General features: G+C 72.1%; 26 protein-coding genes and 1 tRNA gene. 13 read left to right on the forward strand and 14 right to left on the reverse strand.

The features are described 5' to 3' along the window. Positions 1-4 precede the first annotated feature (4 nt). Both ACA511_RS34365 and ACA511_RS34370 read right to left on the reverse strand, forming a co-directional pair. Positions 5-1240 (reverse strand): CaiB/BaiF CoA transferase family protein, encoded by a 1236-nt coding sequence (locus ACA511_RS34365; RefSeq protein WP_375028870.1) that lies wholly within the window; start codon positions 1238-1240, stop codon positions 5-7. Next, positions 1241-1924: a GntR family transcriptional regulator gene (locus ACA511_RS34370; protein WP_375028871.1), complete on the reverse strand. Its 684-nt coding sequence runs from the start codon at positions 1922-1924 to the stop codon at positions 1241-1243. It abuts the gene before it with no gap. A gap of 126 nt (positions 1925-2050) precedes the next feature. On the opposite strand from ACA511_RS34370, the gene ACA511_RS34375 reads away from it, so the two are divergent. Next, on the forward strand, positions 2051-2944 hold the full coding sequence (locus ACA511_RS34375) for a hydroxymethylglutaryl-CoA lyase (protein WP_375028872.1): 894 nt from the start codon (positions 2051-2053) through the stop codon (positions 2942-2944). An 81-nt stretch (positions 2945-3025) separates the two neighbouring features. Here the strand turns inward: ACA511_RS34375 and ACA511_RS34380 are convergent, their stop codons facing one another. Continuing rightward, entirely contained in the window at positions 3026-3451 is a 426-nt protein-coding gene (locus ACA511_RS34380) for a VOC family protein (RefSeq protein WP_375028873.1), read from the reverse strand. Between the two features lie 3 nt (positions 3452-3454). Beyond that, positions 3455-3895: an ATP-binding protein gene (locus tag ACA511_RS34385; RefSeq protein WP_375028874.1), complete on the reverse strand. Its 441-nt coding sequence runs from the start codon at positions 3893-3895 to the stop codon at positions 3455-3457. Between the two features lie 308 nt (positions 3896-4203). Here ACA511_RS34385 and ACA511_RS34390 point away from each other — a divergent pair, with 308 nt between their 5' ends. Continuing rightward, complete coding sequence (locus tag ACA511_RS34390) at positions 4204-5322, forward strand: class I tRNA ligase family protein (RefSeq protein ID WP_375028875.1); 1119 nt, start codon at positions 4204-4206, stop codon at positions 5320-5322. Positions 5323-5342: 20 nt separating this feature from the next. Here the strand turns inward: ACA511_RS34390 and ACA511_RS34395 are convergent, their stop codons facing one another. Beyond that, the gene (locus ACA511_RS34395; RefSeq protein WP_375028876.1) at positions 5343-6164 is read right to left on the reverse strand and encodes a DeoR/GlpR family DNA-binding transcription regulator; all 822 of its coding nucleotides are present in this window, start codon (positions 6162-6164) and stop codon (positions 5343-5345) included. A gap of 94 nt (positions 6165-6258) precedes the next feature. On the opposite strand from ACA511_RS34395, the gene nagA reads away from it, so the two are divergent. The 6 genes from nagA (at position 6259) to ACA511_RS34425 (ending at position 10506) form a co-directional block, all read left to right on the forward strand. Then, entirely contained in the window at positions 6259-7416 is a 1158-nt protein-coding gene (nagA, locus tag ACA511_RS34400) for an N-acetylglucosamine-6-phosphate deacetylase (protein ID WP_375028877.1), read from the forward strand. A 36-nt stretch (positions 7417-7452) separates the two neighbouring features. Then, positions 7453-8082 carry a GNAT family N-acetyltransferase gene (locus ACA511_RS34405; protein WP_375028878.1) on the forward strand — a complete coding sequence of 210 codons (630 nt, stop codon included), beginning with the start codon at positions 7453-7455 and terminating at the stop codon, positions 8080-8082. 215 nt (positions 8083-8297) lie between these two features. After that, positions 8298-8825 (forward strand): hypothetical protein, encoded by a 528-nt coding sequence (locus tag ACA511_RS34410; protein WP_375028879.1) that lies wholly within the window; start codon positions 8298-8300, stop codon positions 8823-8825. A gap of 47 nt (positions 8826-8872) precedes the next feature. Continuing rightward, positions 8873-8949: transfer RNA gene (locus ACA511_RS34415), tRNA-Ala, on the forward strand. Positions 8950-9440: 491 nt separating this feature from the next. After that, on the forward strand, positions 9441-9761 hold the full coding sequence (locus ACA511_RS34420) for a hypothetical protein (RefSeq protein WP_375028880.1): 321 nt from the start codon (positions 9441-9443) through the stop codon (positions 9759-9761). 262 nt (positions 9762-10023) lie between these two features. Then, the gene (locus tag ACA511_RS34425; RefSeq protein WP_375028881.1) at positions 10024-10506 is read left to right on the forward strand and encodes a hypothetical protein; all 483 of its coding nucleotides are present in this window, start codon (positions 10024-10026) and stop codon (positions 10504-10506) included. 198 nt (positions 10507-10704) lie between these two features. On the opposite strand, the gene ACA511_RS34430 is transcribed toward ACA511_RS34425, so the two are convergent. Beyond that, positions 10705-11112, reverse strand: a complete 408-nt coding sequence (locus ACA511_RS34430) for a winged helix-turn-helix transcriptional regulator (RefSeq protein ID WP_375028882.1) — start codon at positions 11110-11112, stop codon at positions 10705-10707. Between the two features lie 74 nt (positions 11113-11186). Between ACA511_RS34430 and ACA511_RS34435 the strand changes: the two genes are divergently transcribed. Next, positions 11187-12023: an SDR family NAD(P)-dependent oxidoreductase gene (locus ACA511_RS34435; RefSeq protein WP_375028883.1), complete on the forward strand. Its 837-nt coding sequence runs from the start codon at positions 11187-11189 to the stop codon at positions 12021-12023. Between the two features lie 128 nt (positions 12024-12151). Here the strand turns inward: ACA511_RS34435 and ACA511_RS34440 are convergent, their stop codons facing one another. The 4 genes from ACA511_RS34440 to ACA511_RS34455 form a co-directional block, all read right to left on the reverse strand. Beyond that, complete coding sequence (locus ACA511_RS34440; RefSeq protein WP_375028884.1) at positions 12152-13354, reverse strand: PucR family transcriptional regulator; 1203 nt, start codon at positions 13352-13354, stop codon at positions 12152-12154. Next, positions 13351-14283: a hypothetical protein gene (locus ACA511_RS34445; RefSeq protein WP_375028885.1), complete on the reverse strand. Its 933-nt coding sequence runs from the start codon at positions 14281-14283 to the stop codon at positions 13351-13353. Before ACA511_RS34445 ends, ACA511_RS34440 begins: the two co-directional genes overlap by 4 nt. Before the next feature lie 113 nt (positions 14284-14396). Further along, positions 14397-16250: an FAD-dependent oxidoreductase gene (locus tag ACA511_RS34450; RefSeq protein ID WP_375028886.1), complete on the reverse strand. Its 1854-nt coding sequence runs from the start codon at positions 16248-16250 to the stop codon at positions 14397-14399. Positions 16251-16415: 165 nt separating this feature from the next. Then, positions 16416-17030 (reverse strand): TetR/AcrR family transcriptional regulator, encoded by a 615-nt coding sequence (locus ACA511_RS34455; protein ID WP_375028887.1) that lies wholly within the window; start codon positions 17028-17030, stop codon positions 16416-16418. Positions 17031-17240: 210 nt separating this feature from the next. Between ACA511_RS34455 and ACA511_RS34460 the strand changes: the two genes are divergently transcribed. Genes ACA511_RS34460 through ACA511_RS34470 form a run of 3 tightly spaced genes read left to right on the forward strand, consistent with a single transcriptional unit; the run spans position 17241 to position 20430 of the window. Continuing rightward, complete coding sequence (locus ACA511_RS34460; protein WP_375028888.1) at positions 17241-18707, forward strand: flavin-containing monooxygenase; 1467 nt, start codon at positions 17241-17243, stop codon at positions 18705-18707. Between the two features lie 14 nt (positions 18708-18721). Continuing rightward, complete coding sequence (locus ACA511_RS34465) at positions 18722-19042, forward strand: twin-arginine translocase TatA/TatE family subunit (protein ID WP_375028889.1); 321 nt, start codon at positions 18722-18724, stop codon at positions 19040-19042. 47 nt (positions 19043-19089) lie between these two features. Beyond that, a complete protein-coding gene (locus ACA511_RS34470; RefSeq protein ID WP_375028890.1) occupies positions 19090-20430 on the forward strand; it encodes an oxygenase MpaB family protein in 1341 nt (446 codons plus the stop codon). 35 nt (positions 20431-20465) lie between these two features. Here ACA511_RS34470 and ACA511_RS34475 read toward each other — a convergent pair whose 3' ends face one another. Genes ACA511_RS34475 through galU form a run of 4 tightly spaced genes read right to left on the reverse strand, consistent with a single transcriptional unit; the run spans position 20466 to position 23564 of the window. Further along, positions 20466-20933 (reverse strand): molybdenum cofactor biosynthesis protein B, encoded by a 468-nt coding sequence (locus tag ACA511_RS34475; RefSeq protein ID WP_375028969.1) that lies wholly within the window; start codon positions 20931-20933, stop codon positions 20466-20468. Positions 20934-20941: 8 nt separating this feature from the next. After that, positions 20942-21409, reverse strand: a complete 468-nt coding sequence (gene moaC / locus ACA511_RS34480) for a cyclic pyranopterin monophosphate synthase MoaC (protein WP_375028891.1) — start codon at positions 21407-21409, stop codon at positions 20942-20944. After that, positions 21406-22611: a gephyrin-like molybdotransferase Glp gene (glp, locus tag ACA511_RS34485; RefSeq protein ID WP_375028892.1), complete on the reverse strand. Its 1206-nt coding sequence runs from the start codon at positions 22609-22611 to the stop codon at positions 21406-21408. The genes moaC and glp overlap by 4 nt, the downstream gene beginning before the upstream one ends. A gap of 26 nt (positions 22612-22637) precedes the next feature. Further along, positions 22638-23564 carry a UTP--glucose-1-phosphate uridylyltransferase GalU gene (gene galU / locus ACA511_RS34490; RefSeq protein WP_375028893.1) on the reverse strand — a complete coding sequence of 309 codons (927 nt, stop codon included), beginning with the start codon at positions 23562-23564 and terminating at the stop codon, positions 22638-22640. A gap of 33 nt (positions 23565-23597) precedes the next feature. On the opposite strand from galU, the gene ACA511_RS34495 reads away from it, so the two are divergent. Then, positions 23598-24179, forward strand: coding sequence for a 5-formyltetrahydrofolate cyclo-ligase (locus tag ACA511_RS34495; RefSeq protein ID WP_375028894.1), 582 nt, complete (start codon positions 23598-23600; stop codon positions 24177-24179). Positions 24180-24259: the final 80 nt, after the last annotated feature.

Genomic DNA, 24259 nt, shown 5'->3' on the forward strand with positions numbered 1-24259 from the left:
TTGCTTAGATGACTCCGCGCTCGGCCAGCGCGGCGATCTCGTCTTCCTGAAGGTCCAGGAGGCTGCCGTAGACCTCCCGGTTGTGCTCGCCGAGGCCGGGACCGGCGTGCCGCACCGACCCGGGGGACTCGCTGAGCCTGGGGAACGCGTTGTGCATCGGGAGCTCGCCGAAGTCGGGATGGACGAGCCGCACGATCGCCTCGCGCGCCGCGAAGTGCGGGTCGTCGAACATGTCCTTGGCGGTGTAGATGCGGCCGGCGGGCACGCCGCCCTCGTGGAGGGCCGCCAGGAGGGCCTCGATGCCGAGCGTCGCCGACCAGGCGGAGATCAGCTCGTCCAGTTCGGCCATGTTCCGGCCCCGGTCGGCGTGGCCGGCGAACCGCGGGTCGTCCGCCAGCTCGGGCCGGCCCATCGTCTTGGCGAGCCGCCCGAACACGGTGTCCTGGTTGGCGGCGATCAGGATCATCTCGCCGGACGCCGTCGGGTACACGTTGCTGGGCGACACGTTGGGCAGGACGGACCCGGTCCGCTCGCGCTGGTAGCCGGCCACGGCCCACTCCGGCAGCAGCGACTCCATCATCGCCAGCACCGCCTCGTAGATGGCCGAGTCGACGATCTGGCCCCGGCCGGTGTTGCTCCGGTGGTGGACGGCGACGAGCGCGCCGATCGTCGCGAACACCGCGGCGAGCGAGTCGCCGAGCGAGATCCCGGCGCGGGACGGCGCGTTGCCCGGATCGCCGGTCACGTAGCGGATGCCGCCCATCGCCTCGCCGATCGACCCGTACCCGGCGCGCGGCGCGTAGGGGCCGCTCTGCCCGAACCCGGACACCCGGACGAGGATCAGCCCCGGGTTCTCCGCGCGGAGCCGGTCGAAGTCCATCCCCCAGCGCTCCAGCGTGCCGGGGCGGAAGTTCTCCACGACGATGTCGGCCTCGGCGATGATCCGCCGCGCCAGGTCCTGGCCCTCCGGCGTGCGCAGGTTGCAGGTCACCGACTTCTTGTTGCGCGCGACCACCGGCCACCAGAGGGACTTGCCGTGCGGCTTCTCCCGTCCCCACTGGCGCATCGGGTCGCCGGCGCCGGGCGACTCCAGCTTGATCACGTCGGCGCCGAAGTCGCCGAGCAGCTGGCCGCAGAACGGGCCGGCGAGCAGCTGTCCCATCTCCACCACGCGCAGGTCGGCGAGCGGTCCGCGGGCGTCCTGCGTGGCGCCCTGCGCGGCGCCGTCGTGCGTTGACATCTAGGGAGTCCTCGTTTCGGTCGTGTCGTGCCGGTCGTTCTCGTCGTCGGCGGCGCGGTGGGCGGCGCGGAGCAGCACCGCCTTCGCGGCGAGCACGTGCGCCCGCATCACCGACTCGGCCCAGGTGCCGTCCGCCGCCCGCAGCGCGACGACCAGCTCCCGGTGGTGCGCGAAGCTGCGGGCGAGGTCGTCCGGCGAGTACCGGTGGAAGGTCCGCATCACCAGCGGGAGCTGCACGACCGCGTTGAGCATGGACACCAGCCGGGGGCTGGCCGCCGCGGCGCGGACGATGCCGTGGAGGTCGGCGTTCAGCTCGGCGACCCGGTCCAGGTCCTGGCCGTCGCCCGGTTCGGCGCAGCGCTCGATGACGTCGCACAGCTTCTCCATGGCGGCGACGTCCGCGGGGTCGATCCGGGTGGCGGCGCGGCGCGCGGCGGCGCCCTCCAGCAGCATCCGCAGGTCGTAGATCTCCTCCAGGTCCTCCGGCGTCCAGTCCGGGACGCGGGCGCCGCGGTGCGGCAGGACCTCGACGAGTCCCTCGACCTCGAGCCGGCGCAGCGCCTCCCGGACCGGCGTCCGGCTGGAGCCGGTCTGCTCGGCCAGCTCGGCCTCGCCGAGCCGTCCTCCGGGCGGGTGGACGCCGTCCAGGATGTCGGCGCGCAACCGTGCGTACACACGGTCCACGGCACGGACCATCCCCACCTCCTCGTTGGTCGATTGTATGCAAGATATGCATTTCGGACGCTTGACACAAGGGTTAGACCTGGCCGATTCTCAAGATGTCCACAGATTGCATACAAGGGAAGCCACATGGCGCACGTCGAAGTGATCGAGGTCGGACCCCGGGACGGGCTGCAGAACGAGGCCGCGATCCTGCCCACCGCCGACAAGGTGCGGCTCATCGAGCGGAGCATCGCCGCCGGGCTGCGGCGCATCGAGGCCGTCAGCTTCGTCAACCCGAAGCGCGTCCCGCAGATGGCGGACGCCGAGGCGGTGATGGAGCGGCTCCCCCGGCCCGACGGGGTGCGCTACGCGGGGCTCGTCCTCAACCGGCGCGGCCTCGACCGGGCCCTCGCCGCCGGCGTGGACGAGGTCAACGTCGTCGTCGTGGCGACGGACGAGTTCAGCCGCCGCAACCAGGGCTGCTCCGTCGACGAGGGAGTGGCCGCCTGGGCGCGGATCGCCGCCGACGCCCGTGCCGCCGGGCTCTTCCGCAGCGTCACCATCGCCGCGTCCTTCGGCTGCCCGTTCGAGGGCGAGGTGCCGGCCGACCGCCTCCTCGACCTGGTGCGGCGCATCGCCGAGAGCGAGCCCGACGAGATCGCGCTGGCCGACACGATCGGCGTCGGCGTCCCCGCGCAGGTGCGCACGCTGCTGACCGGCGCCGCCGAGGTCGCCCCCGGCGTCCCGCTGCGCTGCCACTTCCACAACACGCGCAACACCGGCTATGCCAACGCGCTCACCGCGCTCGACCACGGCGTGAGCGCGCTGGACGCGAGCACCGGCGGCTTCGGCGGCTGCCCCTTCGCGCCCGCCGCCACCGGCAACATCGCGACCGAGGACCTCGTGTACGCGCTGGACCGCACCGGCGTCACCACCGGCGTCCAGATCGCGCCGGTGACGGAGACGGCGGCCTGGCTGAGCGGGCGCCTGGACAGCCCGGTGCAGGCCCTGCTCGGCCGCGCCGGGTCCTTCCCCGGCTGACGCTCACCACGCGGGCGCGCTCGCCACTCGGCGCGGGCGCGCTCGCCACGCAGCGCGGGCGCGCTCACGAGTCGGCGCGGCTCACCACTCGGGGCGTGAGCCGTCGCGCTGGAGGAACTCCAGGCGGTTGCCCAGGTTGTCGAAGGCATAGCACCTGCGGTGGCCTGGGAAGTTGTCGTCCCAGGTGACCTCGGTGCCGTTGGCGGTGAGGCGTTCGGCCAGCGCGTCCAGGTCGTGGACGCGGATGCCGGGGTGTGCTTTGCGGGCAGGGCGGAAGTCCTGCTCGACGCCCAGGTGGATCTCCAGGGCGTCCGCGCGTATCCACAGCCCGCCGCGCGCCGCCAGGACCGGCGGCTTCTTGATCTCGACCATGCCGAGGACGTCCACGTAGAACGCGCGGCACTCGTCCTCGCTGCCCGCCGGGATCGCGATCTGCACGTGATGCAGCCCGAAACCGAACGGCGAATCGTGGTCCGGCCCGTAGCCCTGCGCTGAAACTTCGCTCATGGATCACATCATCGCGCGGGTGAAGTACACCCGGACGGTGGTTCCGTCTGGCCCGCTATGGATGCGGACGAGATCGGCCAGTTTGTACACGAGCAGCAGCCCCCGGCCGCCGACCGAGTCGGGCGGCACCGGGCGCCGACCGGCCAGGGGGTCCTCGATGTGGCCGCCGTCGCTGACCTCGATGACGAGATGGGTGGCGTCGGTCCACAGGCAGAGGACGCCGGAGCCGCCGCCGTGCTCGACGGAGTTGGCGGTCAGCTCGCTGGTGACGAGTTCGACGTCCTGGACCCGGTCCTCCGTGAACCCGGCCGCGGTCGCGCACTCGACGGCCAGCGCCCGCGCCGCCTTCAGCGTGCCCGCGTCGTAGGGGAGCCGCCGCGGCCGGCCGGTCCGCTGATCGAGGTGATCGAGGTGATCGCCGACCCGCTCCCCGCTGCCGGTCATGACCGTCCCTCCGACCGCGCTCATTGCCCTGCGGCAATCACGAATGGTACCGACTGAGGGCGAACGGCATGGCCCGCCTGCCTCTGGATCTTCCCCGGCCGGCGGCGCCTAGACCTCGCGCAGGCCCACGGCGCCCGCGAGTCCGGACGTGGGAGGCCGCCCCCGGCCGCCGCGTCCGACGTCCCGTTCCCGGATGAGAAGCGGGGGCACGCAGCAGGTGCTGCCTTTACCGCATTCTTCGCACACTGGGAGGGGACGGCACCGAGTACCAGGGCCCTTCGGCTTCCCGACCACCGCGAGGCATCCCCGTGAATCGCAACGCACCCGACCGCACCCTCCGGATCGGCGGGCGTCCGCTGCCCGTCGCCGGTCCCGCCCGGATGTACGTCTGCGGGATCACCCCGTACGACGCCACCCACCTCGGCCACGCCCGCACCTTCGTCTGGGCCGACGTCGCCGCCCGCGTCCTGCGGCACGCGGGCGGGGACGTGCTCGTCTGCCGCAACGTCACCGACGTCGACGACGTGCTGAACCAGGCCGCGCACCGCGCCGGCAGCCCCTACGACAGCTTCGCCGCCGTCCAGCAGTACTACTTCGAACGCGACCTCGACACCCTCGGCGTCCACGCCGTGGACCACCAGCCGCGCGCGCACAACCACGTCACGGAGGTCATCGCGCTCGCGCGGGGGCTTCTCACGTCCGGCGACGCCTACCTCCGGGACGGCGCGGTCCTCCTCCACGGCGCCGACGTCCCCCGGCGGGCGGGGCTCGGCGACGGGGAGGCCCGTGCGCTGCTGGCCGAATACGGGGACGACCCCGGCGACCCCGGCAAGGAGCATCCGTTCGACGTCGCCGTCTGGCGGCCGTCCCGCTCGGGCGAGCCCGCCTGGCCCAGCCCGTGGGGCCCCGGCCGGCCCGGCTGGCACGCCGAATGCGCCGCGATGGCCATGACGACCTTCGGGCCGGCGCTCGACCTGCACGCCGGCGGCGCCGACCTGCGCTTTCCGCACCACGCCTACGAGCGCGCCATGGCCGAGGCGCTGACCGGCGTGCGCCCCTTCTCCCGGGCCTGGCTGCACGTGGGCGTGGTCCGCCGGGACGGCGAGAAGATGGCGAAGTCGACCGGGAACCTGGTGCTCGTGTCCGACCTGGTCCCGGGCCGTCCGGCCGCCGCCGTCCGGCTCATGCTCATCGCCGAGCCCTGGCGGGACGAATGGGACTACACCCCCGCCGCCCTCGACCGGGCCGGCGAACGCCTGGACCGGCTCCACACCGCGGCCGGCCGGCGCGACCCGTCCCCCGCCGCCGAAGCGGCCGTGACCGAGGCGCTCCTGGACGACCTCGACGTCCGCACCGCCCTCGACGTCGCCGGACAGGAAGGCGGACGCGCCACCCGCCTGGCCATGCACGTGCTCGCCCTCGACTGACGCCGGGACCGCTCGCCCCGCTAGGCCGTGATGACGCGGACGCCGGCCTCGGTGAAGGCGGCGACCTCCTCCTCGGGGACGGTCCCGTCCGTCACCAGGACGTCGATGTCGTCGATGCCGCAGATGCGGGCGAACGCCCGGTGCCCGACCTTCGAGCCGTCCGCCACCACGACCACCTGCTCGGCGCGCTCGGCCATCAGCCGGTTCACGTCGGCCTCGCCCTCGTTGTGGCACGTCGCGCCGTGCCGGGCGTCCACCCCGTTCACCCCGATGACCGCCACGTCCAGCGTCACGTGGTCGAAGATGCCGGTGGCGAGCGGCCCGGTCAGCTCGTAGGACTGCGGCCGCGGCACCCCGCCGGTCAGGACGATCTTCACATGCGGCCGGACGGCCAGCTCGTTGCCGATGTTCAGCGCGTTCGTCACGATCGTCAGCGCCGGCGCCGCCCCCTCGGCGTGCAGGTCGGCGCGCGTCGCGAGGACCCGGGCGACCTCGGACGTCGTCGTCCCGCCGTTCAGCCCGACGACCCATCCCGGCCTGGCCAGCTCGGCGGTCGCCGCCGCTATCCGCTGCTTCTCCGACGCGTGCCGCGCCGCCTTGTAGCGCAGCGGCAGGTCGTAGCTGACGCTCTGCGCGACGGCGCCGCCGCGGGTCCGGGAGAGCATCTGCTGCTGCGCGAGCTGGTCGAAGTCGCGGCGGATCGTCGCGGCCGACACCCCCATCCGCAGGGACGCCTCCTCGACCGTGAGCCTGCCCGCGTCCGCGAGCAGTTCGAGCAGCGCGTTCCAGCGCTCGTGCCGGGTCGCCCGCGCGGGTGAGGGAGCGTCCGGGACGAAGGCCATCCGAGGATTCTAGCCTGCGCGCCCCTGGCCTTAGCTGCGCGTTCTAGCCGTGGAACAATCAGCCACGATCATGTGCGCGCATCGAGGGGACGCCATGCCGAAACCGGGCGACGAACCGGCCCCCGGGACGATCCTCACCAACGCCCGGATCGTCCTGCCGGACGGCGTCCGCCACGGAGACCTCCACATCGCGGACGGCAGGATCACGACCGCCGCCACGGGCGAGGAGATCGACCTCGCCGGACGGTACGTCGTCCCCGGCTTCGTGGACATGCACGTCCACGGCGGAGCGGGCGCGTCGTACCAGCGTCCCGAAGAGGCCCGCCGCGCCGCGGCCTTCCACCTCGCCCACGGCACCACGACCACGATGGCCAGCCTGGTCACCGGCACCCCGCGGGAACTCGCCGACGCCGTCGCGGGCCTCGCCGGCCTCGCCGCGGACGGCGTGATCGCCGGCATCCACCTCGAAGGCCCCTACCTGGCCCGCGACCGCTGCGGCGCCCACGACCCGGCGCTGCTGCGCGCCCCCGACCCCGCCGAGTTCCGCCGGCTCGTCCGGCTCGGCCGCGGACACCTCCGCATGATCACCCTCGCGCCCGAACTGCCCGGCGCCCTCGACCTCGTCCGGGCGGCCGCGGACGCGGGCGTCATCCCCGCCGTCGGCCACACCGAGGCCACCGGCGGCACCGCCCGCGCCGCCTTCGACGCGGGCGCGCGCGTCGCCACGCACCTGTTCAACGCGATGCGGCCGCTGCACCACCGCGAGGGCGGGCCGATCGCCGCCGCGCTGGACGACCCCCGGGTCACCGTCGAACTGATCAACGACGGCGTGCACGTGGAGCCCGCCGTGACGCGCCTCGCGTTCGCCGCCGCCGGCCCCCGCGTCGCACTGATCACCGACGCCATGGCCGCCGCCGGGATGGGCGACGGCGACTACCGCCTCGGCGTCATGGACGTCGAGGTCCGCGGCGGCCGCGCCACGCTCGCCGGCGGAACGTCCATCGCCGGCAGCACGATCACCATGGCGGACGCCTTCCGCCGCGCCGTCGCCGACGCCGGGCTGCCCGTCGAGGACGCCGCCCGCGCCGCGTCCCTCACCCCGGCCCGCGCGCTCGGCATCGGCTCCCGCACCGGCTCGCTCGAACCCGGCAAGGACGCCGACCTCGCCGTCCTGGACGACGACCTCCAGGTCGCCTGGGTGATGAAACACGGCACGATCGTCCCGCGTGCCCGAATTCTCGGGGACAATTGATGGCGTCCAGACGTCCGTCCAGGGAATCATGGAACCGTGGAACGTTTACGGGGATGGCCGGTCACCCTGACCGAAGGTCCTGTCGGCCTGCGCCCGCTGCGGCACCGCGACGCCGCCGTATGGCGTGAACTGCGGGTTCGCAACGCCGAGTGGCTCCGCCCGTGGGAGCCCACCAACCCCGAGACGCCGCTGTTCCGCAGCGGCCTCGGACCGTACCTCAGCATGGTCCACACCATGCGCCGCGAGGCCCGGCAGGGTCTCGCGCTGCCCTGGGTCGTCACCCACGAGGACCGGTTCGCGGGCCAGCTCACCATCGGCGCGATCGTCTGGGGCTCCGCCCGGTCGGCGCAGATCGGCTACTGGGTCGACCGGCAGGTCGCCGGGCGCGGCGTCATTCCCACCGCGGTCGCCCTCGCCGTCGACCACTGTTTCTTCACCGTCGGCCTCCACCGGCTGGAGGCGAATATCCGCCCGGAGAACACCGCGAGCCGCCGCGTCGTCGAAAAGCTCGGATTCCGGGAAGAGGGAATTCGCCGCCGCCACCTGCACATCGACGGCGCCTGGCGCGACCACATCTGCTACGCCCTCACCGTCGAGGACGTGCCCGGTGGCCTGCGCGCACGCTGGCTCGCCGAGCGCAAACAGGCATTTCCCCGCCGCACATGAGCCCCCCATGACTTTCCCGCCGTAAGAATCCTGCGTTCGAGAAGGCCCGGCAAACGGAGAGTAACGGCGAGATCGATCTCGCGACACACCGTCCCTTATGCTCGTCAACCTCTGACACCCCCTCGTACCGTGCGGGGCGTGACCCTGCTCCCATTGCACGTTCGCGCGCCGAAAGTCGGCCCGCCTCTTAAGCGTGCCCTGGGACGGTGGGGCCGGTGAGCAGCGCAGTCCTGTACCTCGCCATCGTCGCCGTCTGGGCGATCGTCCTCGTGCCCATGTGGCTGCGCCGCGACACCGAGGCGACGGGAATCTCCCGCCTCCTCCACAAACGCCCCGAGGAGGACGAGGAGACGCCGCCCGAGGAGACCCCGGAGGAGGCCCCCGAGCCCCGCCGCCGGGTCACCCGCGCCACCGTCATCGCCCGGCGCCGCCGCCGCACCACGGGCCTGGCGGCCCTCGTCCTCACCGCCGCCGCCGTCGTCGCGTCCGGCCTCGCGCCCTGGTGGGCCACCCTGCCCCCGGTCGCGCTGCTCGCCGGCCACCTCGCGCTGCTCCGCGTCGCCGTCGGCATGGACACCGCCCGCCACCGCGCCGCCGCCCACGCCCGCGCCCGCGCCCGCACCGCCGCGGCCCACGCCCTGGAGACCCGCCGCGCCACCGAGGCCGCCGAGGTCATCGAACTCATCACCCCCGACGAGATCTTCGACCAGTACGCCGACGACCGCCGCGCCGTCGGCGAGTAACCCGTGCGCGAGCACCCCCCGGAGTTTGCTAACCTTACGGAGTCCTTGGGGCTGTAGCGCAGTCCGGTAGCGCACCTCGTTCGCATCGAGGGGGTCAGGGGTTCAAATCCCCTCAGCTCCACCAGGAACACCCAGGTCAGAGGCCGGTTAAGGAGAAATCCCAAACCGGCCTCTTGGTCATTTGTCACCACGCTGCCACCATGACCGCCCGACACCAGATGGCACGCCTGGTCGCCCGAACACACCACCCTCCGCCGCACCGCCGCGGTCACAACCCCGCGAGGCAGCCCGCACCGCCGAGGCACAAGATCGTTACCTGAGGACGCAGGGGACTTCCACCATCCCCGCCCCGGCGGCCACCGAGCACCTCGGCCACCGTTACGGACCGGTGCGCCCGTGCGCGCGACCGTACGCCCGTCACACGGGTCGTGTCCGCCTTCAAACCGCACGATCGGCGCGTCGTAGGATCAAGCTCCCACCCAGCGATCTCTCGACTTTGGCGGCCTCGGGTCAAAGGGTGGACCACGCTTACCAACCCACGGCCGGTCATAATGTGCGCGATGGGGCTTTCAGGCGTGGAGTCTGAGGTGTCGGGAGCGGGGCCGGGGGGGGCGAATGGGAGCAGGGGAAGAGCTGGAGTGGCTGCGGGGCGCTGAGCGGGCGCAGCGGGTCTTCGGTGAGCCTTACGACAGGCCCGATGGCGCCACGGTGATTCCGGTCGCGCGGGTCACCGCCGGGAGGCGCCCGCGGGCCACGCCGCTCGGCGTCTTCGTCGTCCACGAGGGCAAGGCGTCCTGGACGCCGGCCGTGGACAGCACCCGGATCGCGCTGCTGGGCGGGCTGATCGGGCTGGTCGCCGCGGGGCTGGCGACCGCGGCGGTCCTGCGTCGGCCGCCCTGGCCGGATATCTCGATTCATAAGATCACGAAGCACTGAGCGTCCGCGGCGACGTCCGGCCCGCCGGCATATATCGGTGGACGGTGGGCCTGGACGTTTTGGTAGCCCTCGGTACTGCGCATCATTCGTGAACCGCGTCTGGCATTAGCGCACCAGCCGGACCGAGTTCTCAATCGGTCCAACACGGGATGCAAGATAGCTGGTAGAGCGTTTACCTGTTGTGGATAACTTCCGCTCGGAAGATCACACTGGCCAGGCAGGGGACCGAGCGCGGTCCCTCAAAAGCCAGGACCGGAGGTACATGACGACACCCAAACGAGGCAGCGACGGCTCGGAACCGCTGCAGCGTCGAGCCAAGCTCGGCGGAGGACGGCGGCGCGAGCGGGAGTTGAGAATTCGGGTCGACGACCAAGAGTACGAAGAGATCCACGAAGCGGCGATGCCGGCCGGGCTCGCTTGTAGCGCGTTCGTCATAAGGACGGTGCGCACCGCGATCCGTGAGCAGCGTCCCCTGGACGGCGCACTCGTCGCATTGCATGCCGAGCTGCGGAATGCCAGCCGTCAGGTGAACGCAGTTGGGGTCAACCTCAACCAGCTCGATGCACCATGCCAATGCCCACGGCCAGGTTCCGGAATCGGCGACGCGGTTGGCGGAATATTGCTTCCAGGTGGTGCGGCGGACCGAGGCCGCCATCGTGGCGCCCGGCTCCGCGAGCCGGCATGCGGCCTGTTCCGTCCGGTTCCGTTTCGCGCCGCTGTGATCGGCTCGTGCCGGTGCTCATAAGGACGCCCTCCACGGCGGCCAAGGCTTCACCGATCATCACTGGGCGGCTGACACGGCGCGAGCCACCCGCCGGCACCCGGTCTTCGCACGACGCGTTGAGGCGCCCCGCTACGCTGCCGCCAGTTCGACGTCCGGGGCCGGGCCTGCGGCCGCTCCGGGTCGGTCCCGCCCCGGCCGACCGGCCTTGTACCAGCGCCGTTAAACGCCCGTGTGTCGGGAGCGAGCCTCGTTGATCTCCGCTTCGTGACGTACTGCCCAATCGGCCAGCGCTGACAGCGGTTCGAGCAGCGTGCCGCCGAGCGGGGTCAGGCTGTACTCGACGCTGGGCGGCACCGTCGGGTGCACCTCGCGCCGGACCAGCCCGTCGGCCTCCAGACCTCGCAAGGTACGGGTCAGCATGCGTTGGCTGATGCCCTCGATGGCGCGGTGCAGCTCGTTGTACCGGCGCGGACGACCCCCGAGCAGGATCATCAGCAGCATGCTCCACTTGTCGCCCACTCGCCGGAACACGTCCCCGACCGGACATGCGGCCAACTCGTCGGTGAGCACCGGCAAAGGCAGGTCGTGCGCCAGTACAGAAGGAACACCGGTGTTCGTACCGGACATGAAACTGCCTTCTTTCGTCATCCGGCCGGGCGGCCCATGATCAGACGTGCCGCTACGAGCCTAGGAGTCAGACCGTGCCAGACCAACCGCCCAAGACCGTCATCATCAGCGGCGGGACCACCGGCATGGGCCGGGCGGTCGCCCTGGAACGACTGGCCAGGGGCGACCACGTCACCGTGATCGGCAGTAACCAGGCGAGGGGACGCGCCCTGCTCGACCAAGCCGCCGATCCGAACCTGCGGTTTCTGCGGGCGGACTTGTCCTCGATCGCCGAAGTCGAACAGGTCGTCGCTGATATTTCCGAGCAACACCAGGCCGTTGATGCGCTGGCGTTGTTCGCCAATCGGATCAGCCCCAAGTACACCGAGACCCCGGACGGACTTGAGTTCACCTTCGCCCTGTACTACCTGAGCCGCTATCTGCTCGGCCACCGGCTACGCCCCCTTTTCGACGCCGCCCCCAGCCCCGTGATCATCAACGTGGCCGGTGTCGGTAAAACCGCAGGGACGATTTCTTGGGACGATCCGCAGTTGGCGCGCCATTACGGTCAGGTGCGCGCCCAACTCCAGGCCGGCCGGGCGAACGACCTGCTGGGCGTCGCTTTCGCCAGCCAGACTGAGAGCAAGGTCCGCTATATCCTCTACCATCCCGGATTTACTCGCAGCGGTGCCGACGCCCACCCGAATCCGGTCATCCAGAGGACGATCAAAGTGCTCGCGAGGTTCTTTGCCCGCCCCATCGCCGACGCGGTCCGGCCGATCGTCGAATGGATCGACCGACCGCCCGCAGGCGCATTGTCCGCGATCGACCGCGGCAAGCCCGTCGACTTGTCCCTGAAGACCTTGGACCCGGACGATGCCGCCCGTCTCGCCGCCTACACGCAGGACCTGCTGCGCAGCCGCGGCCACTAGCGCCAGGGCAGCCGGAACGCCACAGGGCAGGGCGCCTCGGCGAAGAGTTCATTTCACTGGCGCATGTCATGATCTGGGTGAAGAAGCCGGGAGCGCCCGGCAGTTCGAAGCCGCCGAGGGGCGGGAGGTCAGGCTGTTCTCCGGGTTGTGCGTGCGGGGGTCTGGTCGCAGGTGGAGTCAGTTGGTAGCAGGCGCTGGGCGTGGAGGGCCATGAGGTAGTCCAGGGCGTGGGCGGGGTTGTACAGGTCGGGGCCGAGTAGGTCGTTGAGTTGGCGGACGCGGTTGCGGACGGTTTGCGGGTGGGTGTGCAGGCGGGCGGCGGTGCTGCTGCTGTTGAAGCCGCACTCGAAGTAGGCGAGCAGGGTGTCGGTGAGCCGCAGCCGCTGGGACGGGCGCAGCCGGCGGAGCGGCGCGAGTTTCCGGTCGGCGATGGTGCGGGCGAGTTCCGGGTTCTGGAGGAGCAGGAGGGCCGGGGTGTGCTCGCTCAGATGCACCGGGAGCATGTCGGGCGGGAGCAGTTCCAGGCCCCGGTGGGCCAGCCGCAGCGACGCGGCGGCGCGGGTGATCTCGACCGTGGGGCCGACGACGGACGGATGGCCGCCGAGCATCGCCTCCGTCGCCGCGCGCCGTGCGGGGCCGGACGGGTCGGGGAAGATCAGGCACGGGGGGTCCAGGTGCAGCCCGGTGAGCACGTCCGGGGGCAGGATTCGGCGGGGTCCCGGAGTGCGGGGGTCGACGGCGATCGCCGCGACCGTGCGGGGCAGCGGCCAGTCCGCGGCGGTGGCGGCGTCCGCGAGGTCGTGCGGTTCGGGGCGCGGACGCAGCAGCAGTTCGACGAGGCGGCGCCGGGCGGGTCCGGCGTGGCCGGTGGCCCGCGCCTCGGCCGCGCGGTGCCCGGCGGCGGCGGCCTGCTGGAGCCGGTCGGTGTAGGCGAGGCCGAGGCGGACGAATGTGCCGCCGCGCCGGGGCGTGAGGTCGCGCCGGACGGCCTGTTCGGCAAGGCGTTCGGCGACGGCGCCGGTCGCGGCCGACAGTGCCGTCCGGAGGTCTTCGGGGCTGCGCCCGTCGTCGGCCTCCGCCTGGCCGAGCAGTTGGAAGACGCGGATGACCTGCGGGGGCGGCTCGTCCGGCGCGCGCAGGAAGCCCTCGATCGCGGCGGTGATGGCCTCGCGCAGGAGGTCGCGGCCGTCCGGCCGGCGGCTCCATTGGCAGGCGATGACGCGGGCGCGTGCGGTGTCGGCCGCCTCCGCGGCGATGGCGGGGATCGACCGGCGCAGCCACCGCATCGGCCCGGCGTCCGGGAACGGCGCGGACGGGGCTCGCGGGGTCATCGGACGGTGGGCTCGCGGTGCAGCCGTGCCGGTGCGGGACGGTATCGGGGTTCGTGGTGCGGGACGGCGGCGATCGCCAGGATCGTCAGTCCCAGTGCCGAGGCCGTCTGTCCGCGGCCGTCCGGCCAGGGTTCGCCGTAGAGGGACGTCGCCACGACCAGCAGGTAGGTCTTCGCCGTCGCGGTCGCGACCAGGCCGACGATCACGAGGCGGCTGCGCTGCAAGGCGATCTGGAGTTGCCCCATGGCCGGCAGCGCGGTGACCGCGAACACGTAGGGGTAAGGGGTGCCGAGCAGCGCCGCAGGGGACGTCCCCTGGCCGGACGCTCCGCGGAGCATCAGTTCGGCGGTGCCGGTGAGCAGGCCGACGTTGACGGCGAGGGCGACACCGGTCAGCGGACGTGCGTGGACGCCCTTCCGGGCCCGGTCGCCGGCCATGAACGCGATGCACGGGACCAGCAGGGAGGGCAGGGCGACGGCCACGACGAGCGGCGGCGCGGGCGTGCCGGGGTCGGACGGGCCGTGGAGCCCGGTCGAGGCGTGCACGAACAGCACGGTCGCGGCCGCCAGCAGCAGCGCGCACCCCCATTCGCGGGGGGTGAGCCGTTCGCCCAGGACCGGCACGGCGAGGATGAGCAGTACCCCGAGCCCGGCCAGGAACATGGGCAGCGCCTCGACCAGCGAGAGTCCGGTCAGCGCGGCCGTCTGGACGGCGGCGCCGACGCCCAGGAGGGCCGCGCCGGTGATCCACGTCCTGCTGGTGAGCAGCGTCGCGGCCAGCGACCAGGTACGGGTCCCGCTGAGGGGCGGCATCCGGGCGGCGGCCAGCTTGAAGTGGGCGAGGCCGCTGAAGTAGATCGCCGTCGAGAGGACGGCGAGGGCTTGGTACAGCATCGGGAGATGGCCGGCCGGCTGGAGGTGCGTCGGCATGGCGGGACCCTTCCGTGCCGCCCGCGGCCCGGCCGGTCGGCGCGCAGGGCCGGGCCGCGGGCGGCGGCTCGGGGTGGGAGGGGAGGAGCCGGTGATGACCGGGACGGCCGCGGTCAGGGCTTGGCGGGGTCCCAGAGGTCGAAGGCGTTGGCCTCGCCGGCCTTGAACCGCCGGTCATCGTCGTCGTAGAAGCCCTGGAACTCCTTGGGCAGGTACATCTCGAACAGCTTGACGGGGGTGCCGCCGGCGCCGGACGCGTCCAGGATCGCGTTGGCGGCCTTGCGTCCCGCCTCGTTGGCGCCCTCCATGGTGGCCAGGTTGATGTCGGCCCGCACGTAGTCGGAGGCCAGGAACAGGTTGGGCAGGGCGGTGGCGGCCTCGGGCCGGTGGTTCCACGAGCTGGGCCTGTTGATGAGCAGCGGCTCGTCGTTGGCGGCCTGCGGGGTGCCGTTGCCGGTGATGGCGGGGTCGATGAAGTAGGAGTGGATGTTGGCGTCGTTGAGGACGACCGGCCCCCACGGGATCGCCTTGCGCAACTGCGCGACGACCTCCTTGAAGATCTGGTCGTGGGTGCAGTCGCGGGCCGCCTTGCCGTAGAGGATGCCGGGCTTGTCCCAGGCGGAGATGTCGATCGACAGGCACTCGTTGACGTCGCCCTTGCCGTACGTCGTGCCGAACTTGTTCTTCCAGAACTGCGCCTGGCTGATCGAGGTGAGCGCCCACGGCTGGGCCGCGTAGGCGACGTGCCCCTTGGCCAGGTCGATCGGCTGCCGCAGGTAGATCATGATGCCGTTCATCCAGTCGGTGGTCAGCTCGCGCAGCGACTTCAGCCCGGGGTCGGCGGCCAGGATGTCGTCGTTGAGCAGCGGTACCGCGCGTTCGATCGGCACGGCGAGGACGTAGTGGTCGGCCTGGACGTCGACGGTCCCGCCGGCCCCGGTGACGCGGGCACTGGCGATCTTCTTGTCCTGGACGGTGAATCCCTGCAGCGTCGCGTCGGGCTGGAAGGTCACGCCCAGCGAGCGCAGGTGCGTCATCCACGGGTCGATGAGCGCCTCGTTGGTGGGGGCGTTGAGCAGCCTGTCGGGCGCCTTGTAGCCGCCCAGGCCCAGGGTGCTGTAGACCCATGCCTCGGCCATCTTGCCCATGGTGTGGGCGTTGGCCTTGTCGGGCTTGGCGGCGACGAGGGTGCCGGTGAACATGTCGACCAGGAGCTCGTTGTACGGCTTGGACATCTTCTCCGAGTGGACGAACTGCGCGAAGCTCATGTCCTCCCACTGCTTGTACCGCCGCAGCGGGCCGCTGGTGACGAACGCGATCATCTTCTGGAGGAAGTAGCCGACCTCCCAGGCGGGGACCTTGCCGAGCACGTTGACCCCGGTGCTGAGGAAGTTCAGCAGCGACTCGGGGCTGAGGGTCCCCTCGATGCTGCCCGCCGCGGGCAGCACGAACTTGGTGCCCTCGTAGAACGCGGCGACCTCCCTGCCCGCGACCAGGTTGCCGGCGGCGTTGCCGCCGCCGGACAGCGGGATCCGGCTCATCGTGTCGGGGAGGTTCTGGTAGAAGCCCGGGAAGAACCGGAACCCGTGCTCGGCGGGCAGGTCCTTGCGCCCGCCGGACGCGGAGTCCGGCACCGGCATGCTGCGGCACTTGCCGCCCCATGCCTTGCGCTCGTAGACGGTGACCTGGAATCCGCGCTCGGCGAGTTCGTGGGCGGTCGACAGCCCGCCCATCCCGCCGCCGAAGATCGCGACGCGGCGGCCGGCCGCGGCGCGGCCGATGCGCGGGGCGCGGCGGGCGGACGGGGTGGCCGCCGACGCCGTGCCCTGGCCCAGCGCACCGGCCGCGGCGACCGCGCCGGCCGCCGCCAGCGCCCCTGTCACGAACCGGCGGCGGTCGACTCCGCCTTCCTCGGCTGGCCGCCCGGCGGCCTCGTGCTCGTTCCTCGATGGGGTCCTGTCGTCCACGACGCTCTCCTCGTCCGGGGGTGGGACAACCCGTAACCGACGTTGATGTCGGTTCGATGGGCCCCAACTATGAACAGGCCGCCGCAGGGGAGTCAACCCCTGCGGCGGCCCAATTCACTTCGGGAATACGCGCCTCGCGCGTCCCACGGACGGCGGGAAAGCCGGCTATCTCGCGTGCCCAAGCCCCGTCCACAGCAGCCGCATCGCACCTTCGACCAGCGTCGATCGCGGCATGTCGGGATTGCGCTCCCACCACTGCGCCGCGCCGTCCAGACCGGTGATCAGCAACTCGACCATCGCCTCGGCGATCGGCTCGCGGGGGTCCAGGCCGACCGCGGCGCGGATGTCGTCGCCGAGCAGGGCCGTCACCGCCTGGGTGCGCGACTCCCGGATGCCCAGGCGGACGGTGCGGATCTCCGGATCGTCCTCCCCCGTGGCGTCGAACAGCACTTTCCTCGCGGCGGGGCTGGTTTCGGCGAAGCTGAAATAGGCGTCGATCGTCGACCGCATCCGCTCCTCGGCCGGCCCCGAACCCTTGATGCGGGCCCCCACGTACTCCACCAGCGCAGCGTTCTGCTCCTGCATCACCGCGAGGAGGAGCACCCGCTTGGACGGGAAGTGGTCGTACAGGACCGTCCGCGCCACCCCCGCCGCCTTCGCGATCTCACCGAGCGACGTCCCGTGGTACCCCTTGCTCGCGAAAATCCGCACCGCGGCGGCAGTGATCAACGCGCGCCGCGCGGAGGCGCGCATCCGCGTCTTGGGGGGATTTTCCGTCATCGTCTTGACTCCCGTCGCTAGTTCCGTTCACTCTATCCGACATAGGTGTCGGTAACTGCTGAGCCAGATCGGGGGCGCGTTCCGCCCGGACGCGAACACCCGGCACCGGCACATGACAGCACAGGGACGCGCGGCCCGGCACCGGACGAGCCGGCACAGGGCCGACCGGCACCGAACCGAGAACGCGCGACCGGACAGCAGGGAGCCGCCATGGGGCGCAGGAACCCGTCGATCGCCATCGTCGGAGCCGGATTCAGCGGCATCGGCCTGGCCATCCGCCTGAAGCAGGCCGGCTTCACCGACCTCACGGTCTACGACAAGGCCGACTCCCCCGGCGGCGTCTGGCGCGACAACACCTACCCCGGCGCCGCCTGCGACGCCCCCTCCCACCTGTACTCCTACTCCTTCGAGCCCAAGCCCGACTGGACGCGCCGCTTCGCCGAGCAACCCGAGATCCTGGCCTACCTGCGGCACTGCGTCGCCGAGTACGGCCTGACCCCGCACCTGCGCCTCGGCACCGAGCTCACCCATGCCGAGTTCCTGCCCGCCGGGGCCTGGCGCGTGCACACCCGGGACGGCGACTGGCACGATCACGACCTCGTGGTCGCCGCCTGCGGCCAGCTGTCCAACCCCGCCGTGCCCGACCTGCCCGGCCAGGACGCCTTCACCGGCACCGTCTTCCACTCCGCCCGCTGGAACCACCACCACGACCTCACCGGCGAACGCATCGCCGTCGTCGGCAACGGGGCCAGCGCGATCCAGTTCGTCCCGCACATCGCGCCGGACGCCGCGTCCCTCACGGTCTTCCAGATCGAGGTCCACTGGATCAGCCGCAAACCCGACCGCCGGTACCCGCGCTGGCGGCACGCGCTCAACCGCCGCGTCCCCGCCGTCCAGCGGCTGTCCCGCCTCGGGATCTTCCTGTGGTTCGAGCTGCTGCTGAACCCGAGCCTGATCGCCCCCCGCGCGCGCCGCGCCCTGTCCTTGCACATCCGCGCCCTGTGCAGGTTCGCGCTGCGCACGGTCCGCGACCCCGCGCTGCGCGACCGGCTGACGCCCCGCTACGAACCCGGGTGCAAACGCATCCTGACCTCCAGCGACTACTACGCCACCCTCAACCGCCCCAACGTCGCCGTCGTCGACAGCCCCATCACCGAGGTCACCCCGCGCGGCGTCCGGACCGCCGACGGCGGGCACCACCCCGCCGACACCATCATCTTCGCGACCGGATTCCGGTCGCAGGACTTCGTCGCCCCCATGCGCGTCGTCGGCGCGCACGGCACCGAACTCAACGCCGCCTGGAAGGACGGCGCCCGCGCCTACCTCGGCCTCGCCGTCCCCGGCTTTCCCAACTTCTTCCTCATGTACGGGCCGAACACCAACGTGGGCTCCGGCTCCATCGTCCACATGCTGGAGAGCCAGGCCGCCTACATCGTCCAGGCGGCCCGTCTCCTCGCCCGCGGCGCCGCCACCCTGGAGGTCCGCGAGGACGTCCTCGACCAGTTCGACGCCGAGACCCAGCGCCGCCTGTCCACCTCGGTCTGGAACCGGGGCGGCTGCGACAGCTGGTACCTGGACGCCGACCGCCGCAACACCAACAACTGGCCGGGCTCCATGACCGGCTACCGGCGGCGCACCCGCCGCCTCGCCCCCGCCGACTACCACGTCCAGCACTGACGGAAGGAGAGACCGTGGCCGGCCTCGGCACCACCGAGATCCTGATCATCCTGCTGGTCGTCCTGCTGCTCTTCGGCTCGACGAAACTCCCGCAACTGGCCCGCTCCCTCGGCCGGTCGGCGCGCATCCTCAGAACCGAGACCCAGGGCCTGCACGACGACGAGCCCGACGACCGGCCCGCGCAGCGGGCGGGCGGCGCCCGGGAACACGCCGCGCACCCGCACGAGGAGGACGCACGCCATCGACCGCCGACGCGGCCGCAGGCATCGCTCCCACCCGGACGACCGCCCCAAAGGGCCCCCGGCGAGACCAGCGACACCCGCCCGGCCACATAGCCGGAGCCGACCGCCCGACCGTCGTCCACCTTGGAGCGCCCCACCACATGCTGAACGAACGCGCCGCCGCCCGGCCCGCCGCCGCCCGGCACCCCTACGACTACTACTACCGCGAGGGCATGACACTCCGGCCGGTCCCCGAGACGGCCGCCGTCTCCGATCTCTGGCGGACCAAGCCCCACATCGAGCAGTTCTCCCCCTGGATCCCGGTACGGCGCGTCCCCGTGCAGACACCGCTGACCAGGCTCTTCGACGACCACCGCTGGCAGGGCGACGAACTGATGGACGCCGTCGTGCTCGCCTTCCGCGAGACCGGGATGACCCGGGGACGCGCCATGCTCGACCAGGCGCTCGACCAGGGAATCGACGCGGTGGCCGACCCCCCGCCGGCCCTGGTGGCCCTCTTCCGCCGGCTGGACGACCCGCCGGACTGGTTCGACGCCGGCACTTGGGAGCGGGGACGTCGCCTGTGGATCAACGCGTCCCTCTCCGGGAAGCTCACCATGACGCTCAGCGACGCCATGGGGACCTTCGTCGGCGCCGAGGTCTCCTCGGCGACCGGGCAGACCCGCAGATTCCTCACCGACTTCCGCCGGCGGGAACTGGAGACCGTCACCTGGTTCCACGGCGTCACCCGCCCCGGCGGCGCCGACCGCCACTCGCCGGTCTTCAAGAGCATCCTGCGGGTCAGGCTGATGCACGCCCAGGCACGGCTCGCCCTGCGCCGGATCTGGGGCGACGACCACTTCGCCCGGCACGGCAACCCCATCTCCAACGCCATGACCATGGGCGCGGCGGTGACCTTCGGGCTGCTCCCCCTCCTGTTCGACCACGCCCACGGACGACGCGTCACCCCGGCCGACCTGGACAGCGTCATGCTGTACTGGGCCTACATCGCCCACCTGATGGGCGTCGCCGACGAACTCGTCCCGCGTAACGCCGTCGAGGGCCTGCAGATGGCCCACCACATGATCCTCACCGCCGGCGGCCCCACCGAATGGACCGACACCACGGTCAAGGCCGCGTGCGCGCACGTCCTCAGCCGCAATCCGGCACTGCGGCGGCTGCAGATCCACGCGTCCGCCCCGGCACTGGGCCTGGTCTCCGCCCTGACCGGCGAATCCCTCGTCCGGGCACTGCTGCGCGCGTCACCGTTGGCGGACGTACGGCTCCGGCCCTGGCAGGACATCGCCGAACACCTTGTCCACCTCAACGTCGTCCTGCGCAGAGCGGGCGACCGCCTCCCCGGCGCCGAACGCAGGCTGGAGCGGCGAGCGCGCCATGGGGACGCCTGGCAGAGAGCCGGCGTCGCCCTGGCGACCAGGCTCGCGGCCCGCTCGGGAGTGTCCGGCACCCCCTACGACCACCACGACACCAGCGTGAAATGAACTCCGCGGGAATCGCCCCGGAAACACGGTCGGGGTCAGGGGCGGGGGTGGTCGCCGCCCCTTATCTGGTCTACCGCGTGGGACAGGACGCGGCCCAGGACGGTCATTCCGTCGCGGACGCCGCCGGTGGAGCCGGGGAGGTTGACGATCAGGGTGCGGCCCGCCACGCCGGCCAGCCCCCGGGAGAGGATCGCGGCGGGCACCTTGTCGCGGCCCTCCAGGCGGATGGCTTCGGCGATGCCCGGGATCTCCCATTCGAGGACTTGGCGGGTCATCTCGGGGGTCTGGTCCATCGGGGTCAAGCCCGTGCCGCCGGACGTGACGACGACGTCGTAGCCCTGGGCGGCCGCGTCGCGGAGGACTTCGGCGACCGGGGGGCCGTCCGGGATCACCACCGGGCCGTCCACCTGGCAGCCCAGGTCTTCCAGCATCTCGACCAGGGCCGGGCCGGACTTGTCGGCGTAGACGCCGGCCGCGGCGCGGTTGGAGACGGTGACCGCCATCGCGCGGATCACCGGCGCCACACCCCGGTCTTGCCGCCGGTCTTCTCCTCGACCCGGACGTCGGTGATCACCGCGGCGGGGTCGACGGCCTTCACCATGTCGATCAGGGCGAGGGCGGCGACGCTGACGGAGGTGAGCGCCTCCATCTCGACGCCGGTGCGGTCGGCGGTGCGGGTGACGGCCTCGATCGCGACGCCGTCGTCCCCGATCTCCAGGTCGACGGTGACGCCGTGCAGCGCGATGGGGTGGCACAGGGGGACGAGGTCGGGGACGCGCTTGGCGCCCATGATCCCGGCGATGCGGGCCACGGACAGGGCGTCGCCCTTCGGGATGTCGCCCGCGCGCAGCAGGGCGACGCACTCGGGGGAAAGGCGGACGAAGCCCGTCGCCGTCGCGGTGCGGGCGGAGACGTCCTTCGCCGACACGTCGACCATGCGGGCCGATCCCGTGTCGTCCAGGTGGGTGAACTCTGTCACGACGGCAACCTCAGCACGTTGACGTGGGACCCGGCGGGCATGGCCTCGGCGTCCTCCGGCAGTTCGATGAGCGCGTTCGCCGCGGAGAGGGAGCCGAGCTGGTGCGACCCCTGCACGTCGGCGGCGGTGACGCTGTAACCGCGGTCGAACGACAGCCGGCCGCGCAGGTAGTGGCGCAGCCCGGCCGGTGACTTGACGTCCTCGGCCAGGACGGCGCTCACGGTCGGCAATGCCTCCGGGGGCAGGCCCTGCATGGCCAGCAGCGCGGGACGGACGAAAACCTGGAACGAGACGTAGGCGCTCACCGGGTTGCCGGGGAGCGTGAACACGGGCGTGCCTTCGAGGAGGCCGAACCCCTGCGGCTTACCGGGACGCATCCGCACCTTGTGGAAGTTCACCGTGCCGGTGCCGGTGAGCACTTCTTTGACGACGTCCCTGGTGCCCATGGAGACGCCGCCCGTCGTGACGATGGCGTCGGCCCGGACGAGTTGGTCGTGGAGCATTTCCAGGACCTTGCCGGGCTCGTCCTCGACGGTGGGCTGCCGGAAACCCACTCCGCCCGCCTCGACCACGGCGGCGGTGAGCATGAAGCTGTTCGATTCCCAGATCTGGCCCGGCGCCAGAGTCGAACCGGGCTCGCGCAGCTCGTCGCCCGTGGAGACCACCACGACGCGGGGTTTCGGACGTACCGTCACCCGGGGCCGCCCCACCGCCGCGATCATGCCGAGCTGGGGCGCGGTGAGCCGGACGCCGGCGTCCGCGACGACCTGCCCGGCGAGGACGTCCTCGCCGGCGCGCCGGATGTAGTTGCCGGGCGGGGCTGCGCGGAAGATCTGGACGTTGGCGTTCCCGCCGTCCGTCCACTCGACCGGGATGACCGCGTCGGCTCCGGCGGGCAGCGGCGCGCCCGTCATGATCCGCGCGGTCAGGCCGGGCCGGATCGCCGACACGCCGGAGTCGCCCGCGACGATGTCGCCGACGACGGGCAGCGCGACCGGGGCCGCGTCGGTGGCCGCCGCGATGTCGGCCGCGACGACGGCGTAGCCGTCCATCGCGGAGTTGTCGAACGGCGGCAGCGGCACCGGCGCGGAGACGGGCTCGGCGAGCACCGTGCCCTGCGCCTCCAGCAGCGCCAGGTCGAGCGGCGGCAGCACCCGCACGCTGCCGAGGATCTCCGTCAGATGCTCATCGACCGTTCTCATGACCACCCTTCCAGTCTGGCGGGTGGTCACGCGTCCCCGGCGCCGCCCACGCCGTCGTGCTCGCGGACGAACTCGCGCAGCCACGGGATGAACTCCGACGCCAGGTCGGGGCGTTCCGCGGCGAACTGGACGACGGTCCGCAGGTACTCCAGCTTGTTGCCGGTGTCGTAGCGGCGGCCCCGGAACTTCACGCCGAAGACGCCCCCGCCCTGCTCGGCGGGCGTGTCGGCGAGGGTGCGCAGCGCGTCGGTCAGCTGGATCTCGCCGCCGCGGCCGGGCGGGGTCTTCTCCAGGACGTCGAACACCGCGGGGTCGCAGACGTACCGGCCGATGATGATCCAGTTGCTCGGCGCCTCCTCGGCGGCGGGCTTCTCGACCAGGTCGGAGATGCGGACGACGTCGTCCTCGTCCGTCGCCTCGATGGCCGCGCACCCGTACGCGGAGACCTGGTCGGGCTCGACCTCCATCAGCGCGATCACGCTGCCGCCGTACTGGCCGCGCACCTCGATCATGCGGCGCAGCAGCTTGTCGCGGGCGTCGATCATGTCGTCGCCGAGCAGCACCGCGAACGGCTCGCGTCCGACGTGCTGGCGGGCGCAGTGCACGGCGTGCCCGAGCCCGCGCGGCTCACCCTGCCGGACGTAGTGCACGACCGCGAGGTCGCTGGCCTCGCGCACGGCGTCCAGCCGCCCCTCGTCGCCCTTCGCGCGCAGCGCCTCCTCGAGCTCGTAGGCTCGGTCGAAGTGGTCCTCGATGGACCGCTTGCTGCGGCCGGTGATCATCAGGACGTCGCTGAGGCCGGCGTCGACCGCCTCCTCGACGACGTACTGGATCGCCGGTTTGTCGACGATGGGCAGCATTTCCTTGGGTGTCGCCTTGGTGGCGGGCAAGAATCGGGTACCGAGGCCGGCCGCCGGGACGACCGCCTTGAGCACTGGTGCAATGTCGGCCATGTACCGACCCTAGCCATCCGTGAGGACGACAGCGTGCAGGACATCGTTACGAAGACCGATCTCCGTGCGGAATTGCTCGGACGACGTGCGGCGAGGCCGCCGGAGGCCCGTGCCGCGGCGGCACGCCCGATCCGGGACGCCCTGCTGACCGCCCCGGAGGTGGAGATGGCGGGGACGATCGCGGCGTACGTGTCGATCGGCGACGAGCCGGACACGCGGAGCCTGCTGTTCGCCCTCTGGAAGCGCGGGACGTACGTGATCCTCCCCCGCCTGCTCCCGGACGGCGATCTCGACTGGGCGTCCTACGAGGGCCCCGACTCGCTGGTCCCGGGGCCGCGCGGCTGCCTGGAACCGTCCGAGCCGCCGCGCGGGCCCGGCACCATCGCCGGCGCGGACGTCGTCCTGGCCCCGGCGGTCGCCGTCGACCGGACGGGCGTGCGCCTCGGCCGCGGCGGCGGCTCCTACGACCGGGCGCTGGCGCGCGTCGGCCCGGCGATCCTGACGGTGGCGCTGCTGTACGACGGCGAAGTGGTGCGGGAGCTGCCGGCCGAGCCGCACGACCAGCGGGTCCGTGCCGTCGTGACGCCGTCGGAGGGCCTGGTCAGGTTCGGCTGACCCGCCCCGTCCGGACGGCTCGTAGGGTGGGGAGCAAGATCGCGTAGCCGGTGGACGCGGGCGGACGAGGGCCCTTCAGG

This window comes from Actinomadura sp. GTD37 (assembly GCF_041951365.1).
Classification (GTDB): Bacteria; Actinomycetota; Actinomycetes; order Streptosporangiales; family Streptosporangiaceae; genus Spirillospora.

What these genes read in the sequence shown, in the direction of transcription:
- ACA511_RS34365 (WP_375028870.1), bottom strand. Translation starts at nt 1,240, where the DNA reads ATGTCAACGCACGACGGCGCCGCGCAGGGCGCCACGCAGGACGCCCGC.
- ACA511_RS34375 (WP_375028872.1), top strand. Translation starts at nt 2,051, where the DNA reads ATGGCGCACGTCGAAGTGATCGAGGTCGGACCCCGGGACGGGCTGCAG.
- ACA511_RS34380 (WP_375028873.1), bottom strand. Translation starts at nt 3,451, where the DNA reads ATGAGCGAAGTTTCAGCGCAGGGCTACGGGCCGGACCACGATTCGCCG.
- ACA511_RS34385 (WP_375028874.1), bottom strand. Translation starts at nt 3,895, where the DNA reads ATGACCGGCAGCGGGGAGCGGGTCGGCGATCACCTCGATCACCTCGAT.
- ACA511_RS34395 (WP_375028876.1), bottom strand. Translation starts at nt 6,164, where the DNA reads ATGGCCTTCGTCCCGGACGCTCCCTCACCCGCGCGGGCGACCCGGCAC.
- nagA (WP_375028877.1), top strand. Translation starts at nt 6,259, where the DNA reads ATGCCGAAACCGGGCGACGAACCGGCCCCCGGGACGATCCTCACCAAC.
- ACA511_RS34420 (WP_375028880.1), top strand. Translation starts at nt 9,441, where the DNA reads ATGGGAGCAGGGGAAGAGCTGGAGTGGCTGCGGGGCGCTGAGCGGGCG.
- ACA511_RS34425 (WP_375028881.1), top strand. Translation starts at nt 10,024, where the DNA reads ATGACGACACCCAAACGAGGCAGCGACGGCTCGGAACCGCTGCAGCGT.
- ACA511_RS34430 (WP_375028882.1), bottom strand. Translation starts at nt 11,112, where the DNA reads ATGTCCGGTACGAACACCGGTGTTCCTTCTGTACTGGCGCACGACCTG.
- ACA511_RS34440 (WP_375028884.1), bottom strand. Translation starts at nt 13,354, where the DNA reads ATGACCCCGCGAGCCCCGTCCGCGCCGTTCCCGGACGCCGGGCCGATG.
- ACA511_RS34445 (WP_375028885.1), bottom strand. Translation starts at nt 14,283, where the DNA reads ATGCCGACGCACCTCCAGCCGGCCGGCCATCTCCCGATGCTGTACCAA.
- ACA511_RS34455 (WP_375028887.1), bottom strand. Translation starts at nt 17,030, where the DNA reads ATGACGGAAAATCCCCCCAAGACGCGGATGCGCGCCTCCGCGCGGCGC.
- ACA511_RS34460 (WP_375028888.1), top strand. Translation starts at nt 17,241, where the DNA reads ATGGGGCGCAGGAACCCGTCGATCGCCATCGTCGGAGCCGGATTCAGC.
- ACA511_RS34470 (WP_375028890.1), top strand. Translation starts at nt 19,090, where the DNA reads ATGCTGAACGAACGCGCCGCCGCCCGGCCCGCCGCCGCCCGGCACCCC.
- ACA511_RS34475 (WP_375028969.1), bottom strand. Translation starts at nt 20,933, where the DNA reads ATGGCGGTCACCGTCTCCAACCGCGCCGCGGCCGGCGTCTACGCCGAC.
- glp (WP_375028892.1), bottom strand. Translation starts at nt 22,611, where the DNA reads ATGAGAACGGTCGATGAGCATCTGACGGAGATCCTCGGCAGCGTGCGG.
- galU (WP_375028893.1), bottom strand. Translation starts at nt 23,564, where the DNA reads ATGGCCGACATTGCACCAGTGCTCAAGGCGGTCGTCCCGGCGGCCGGC.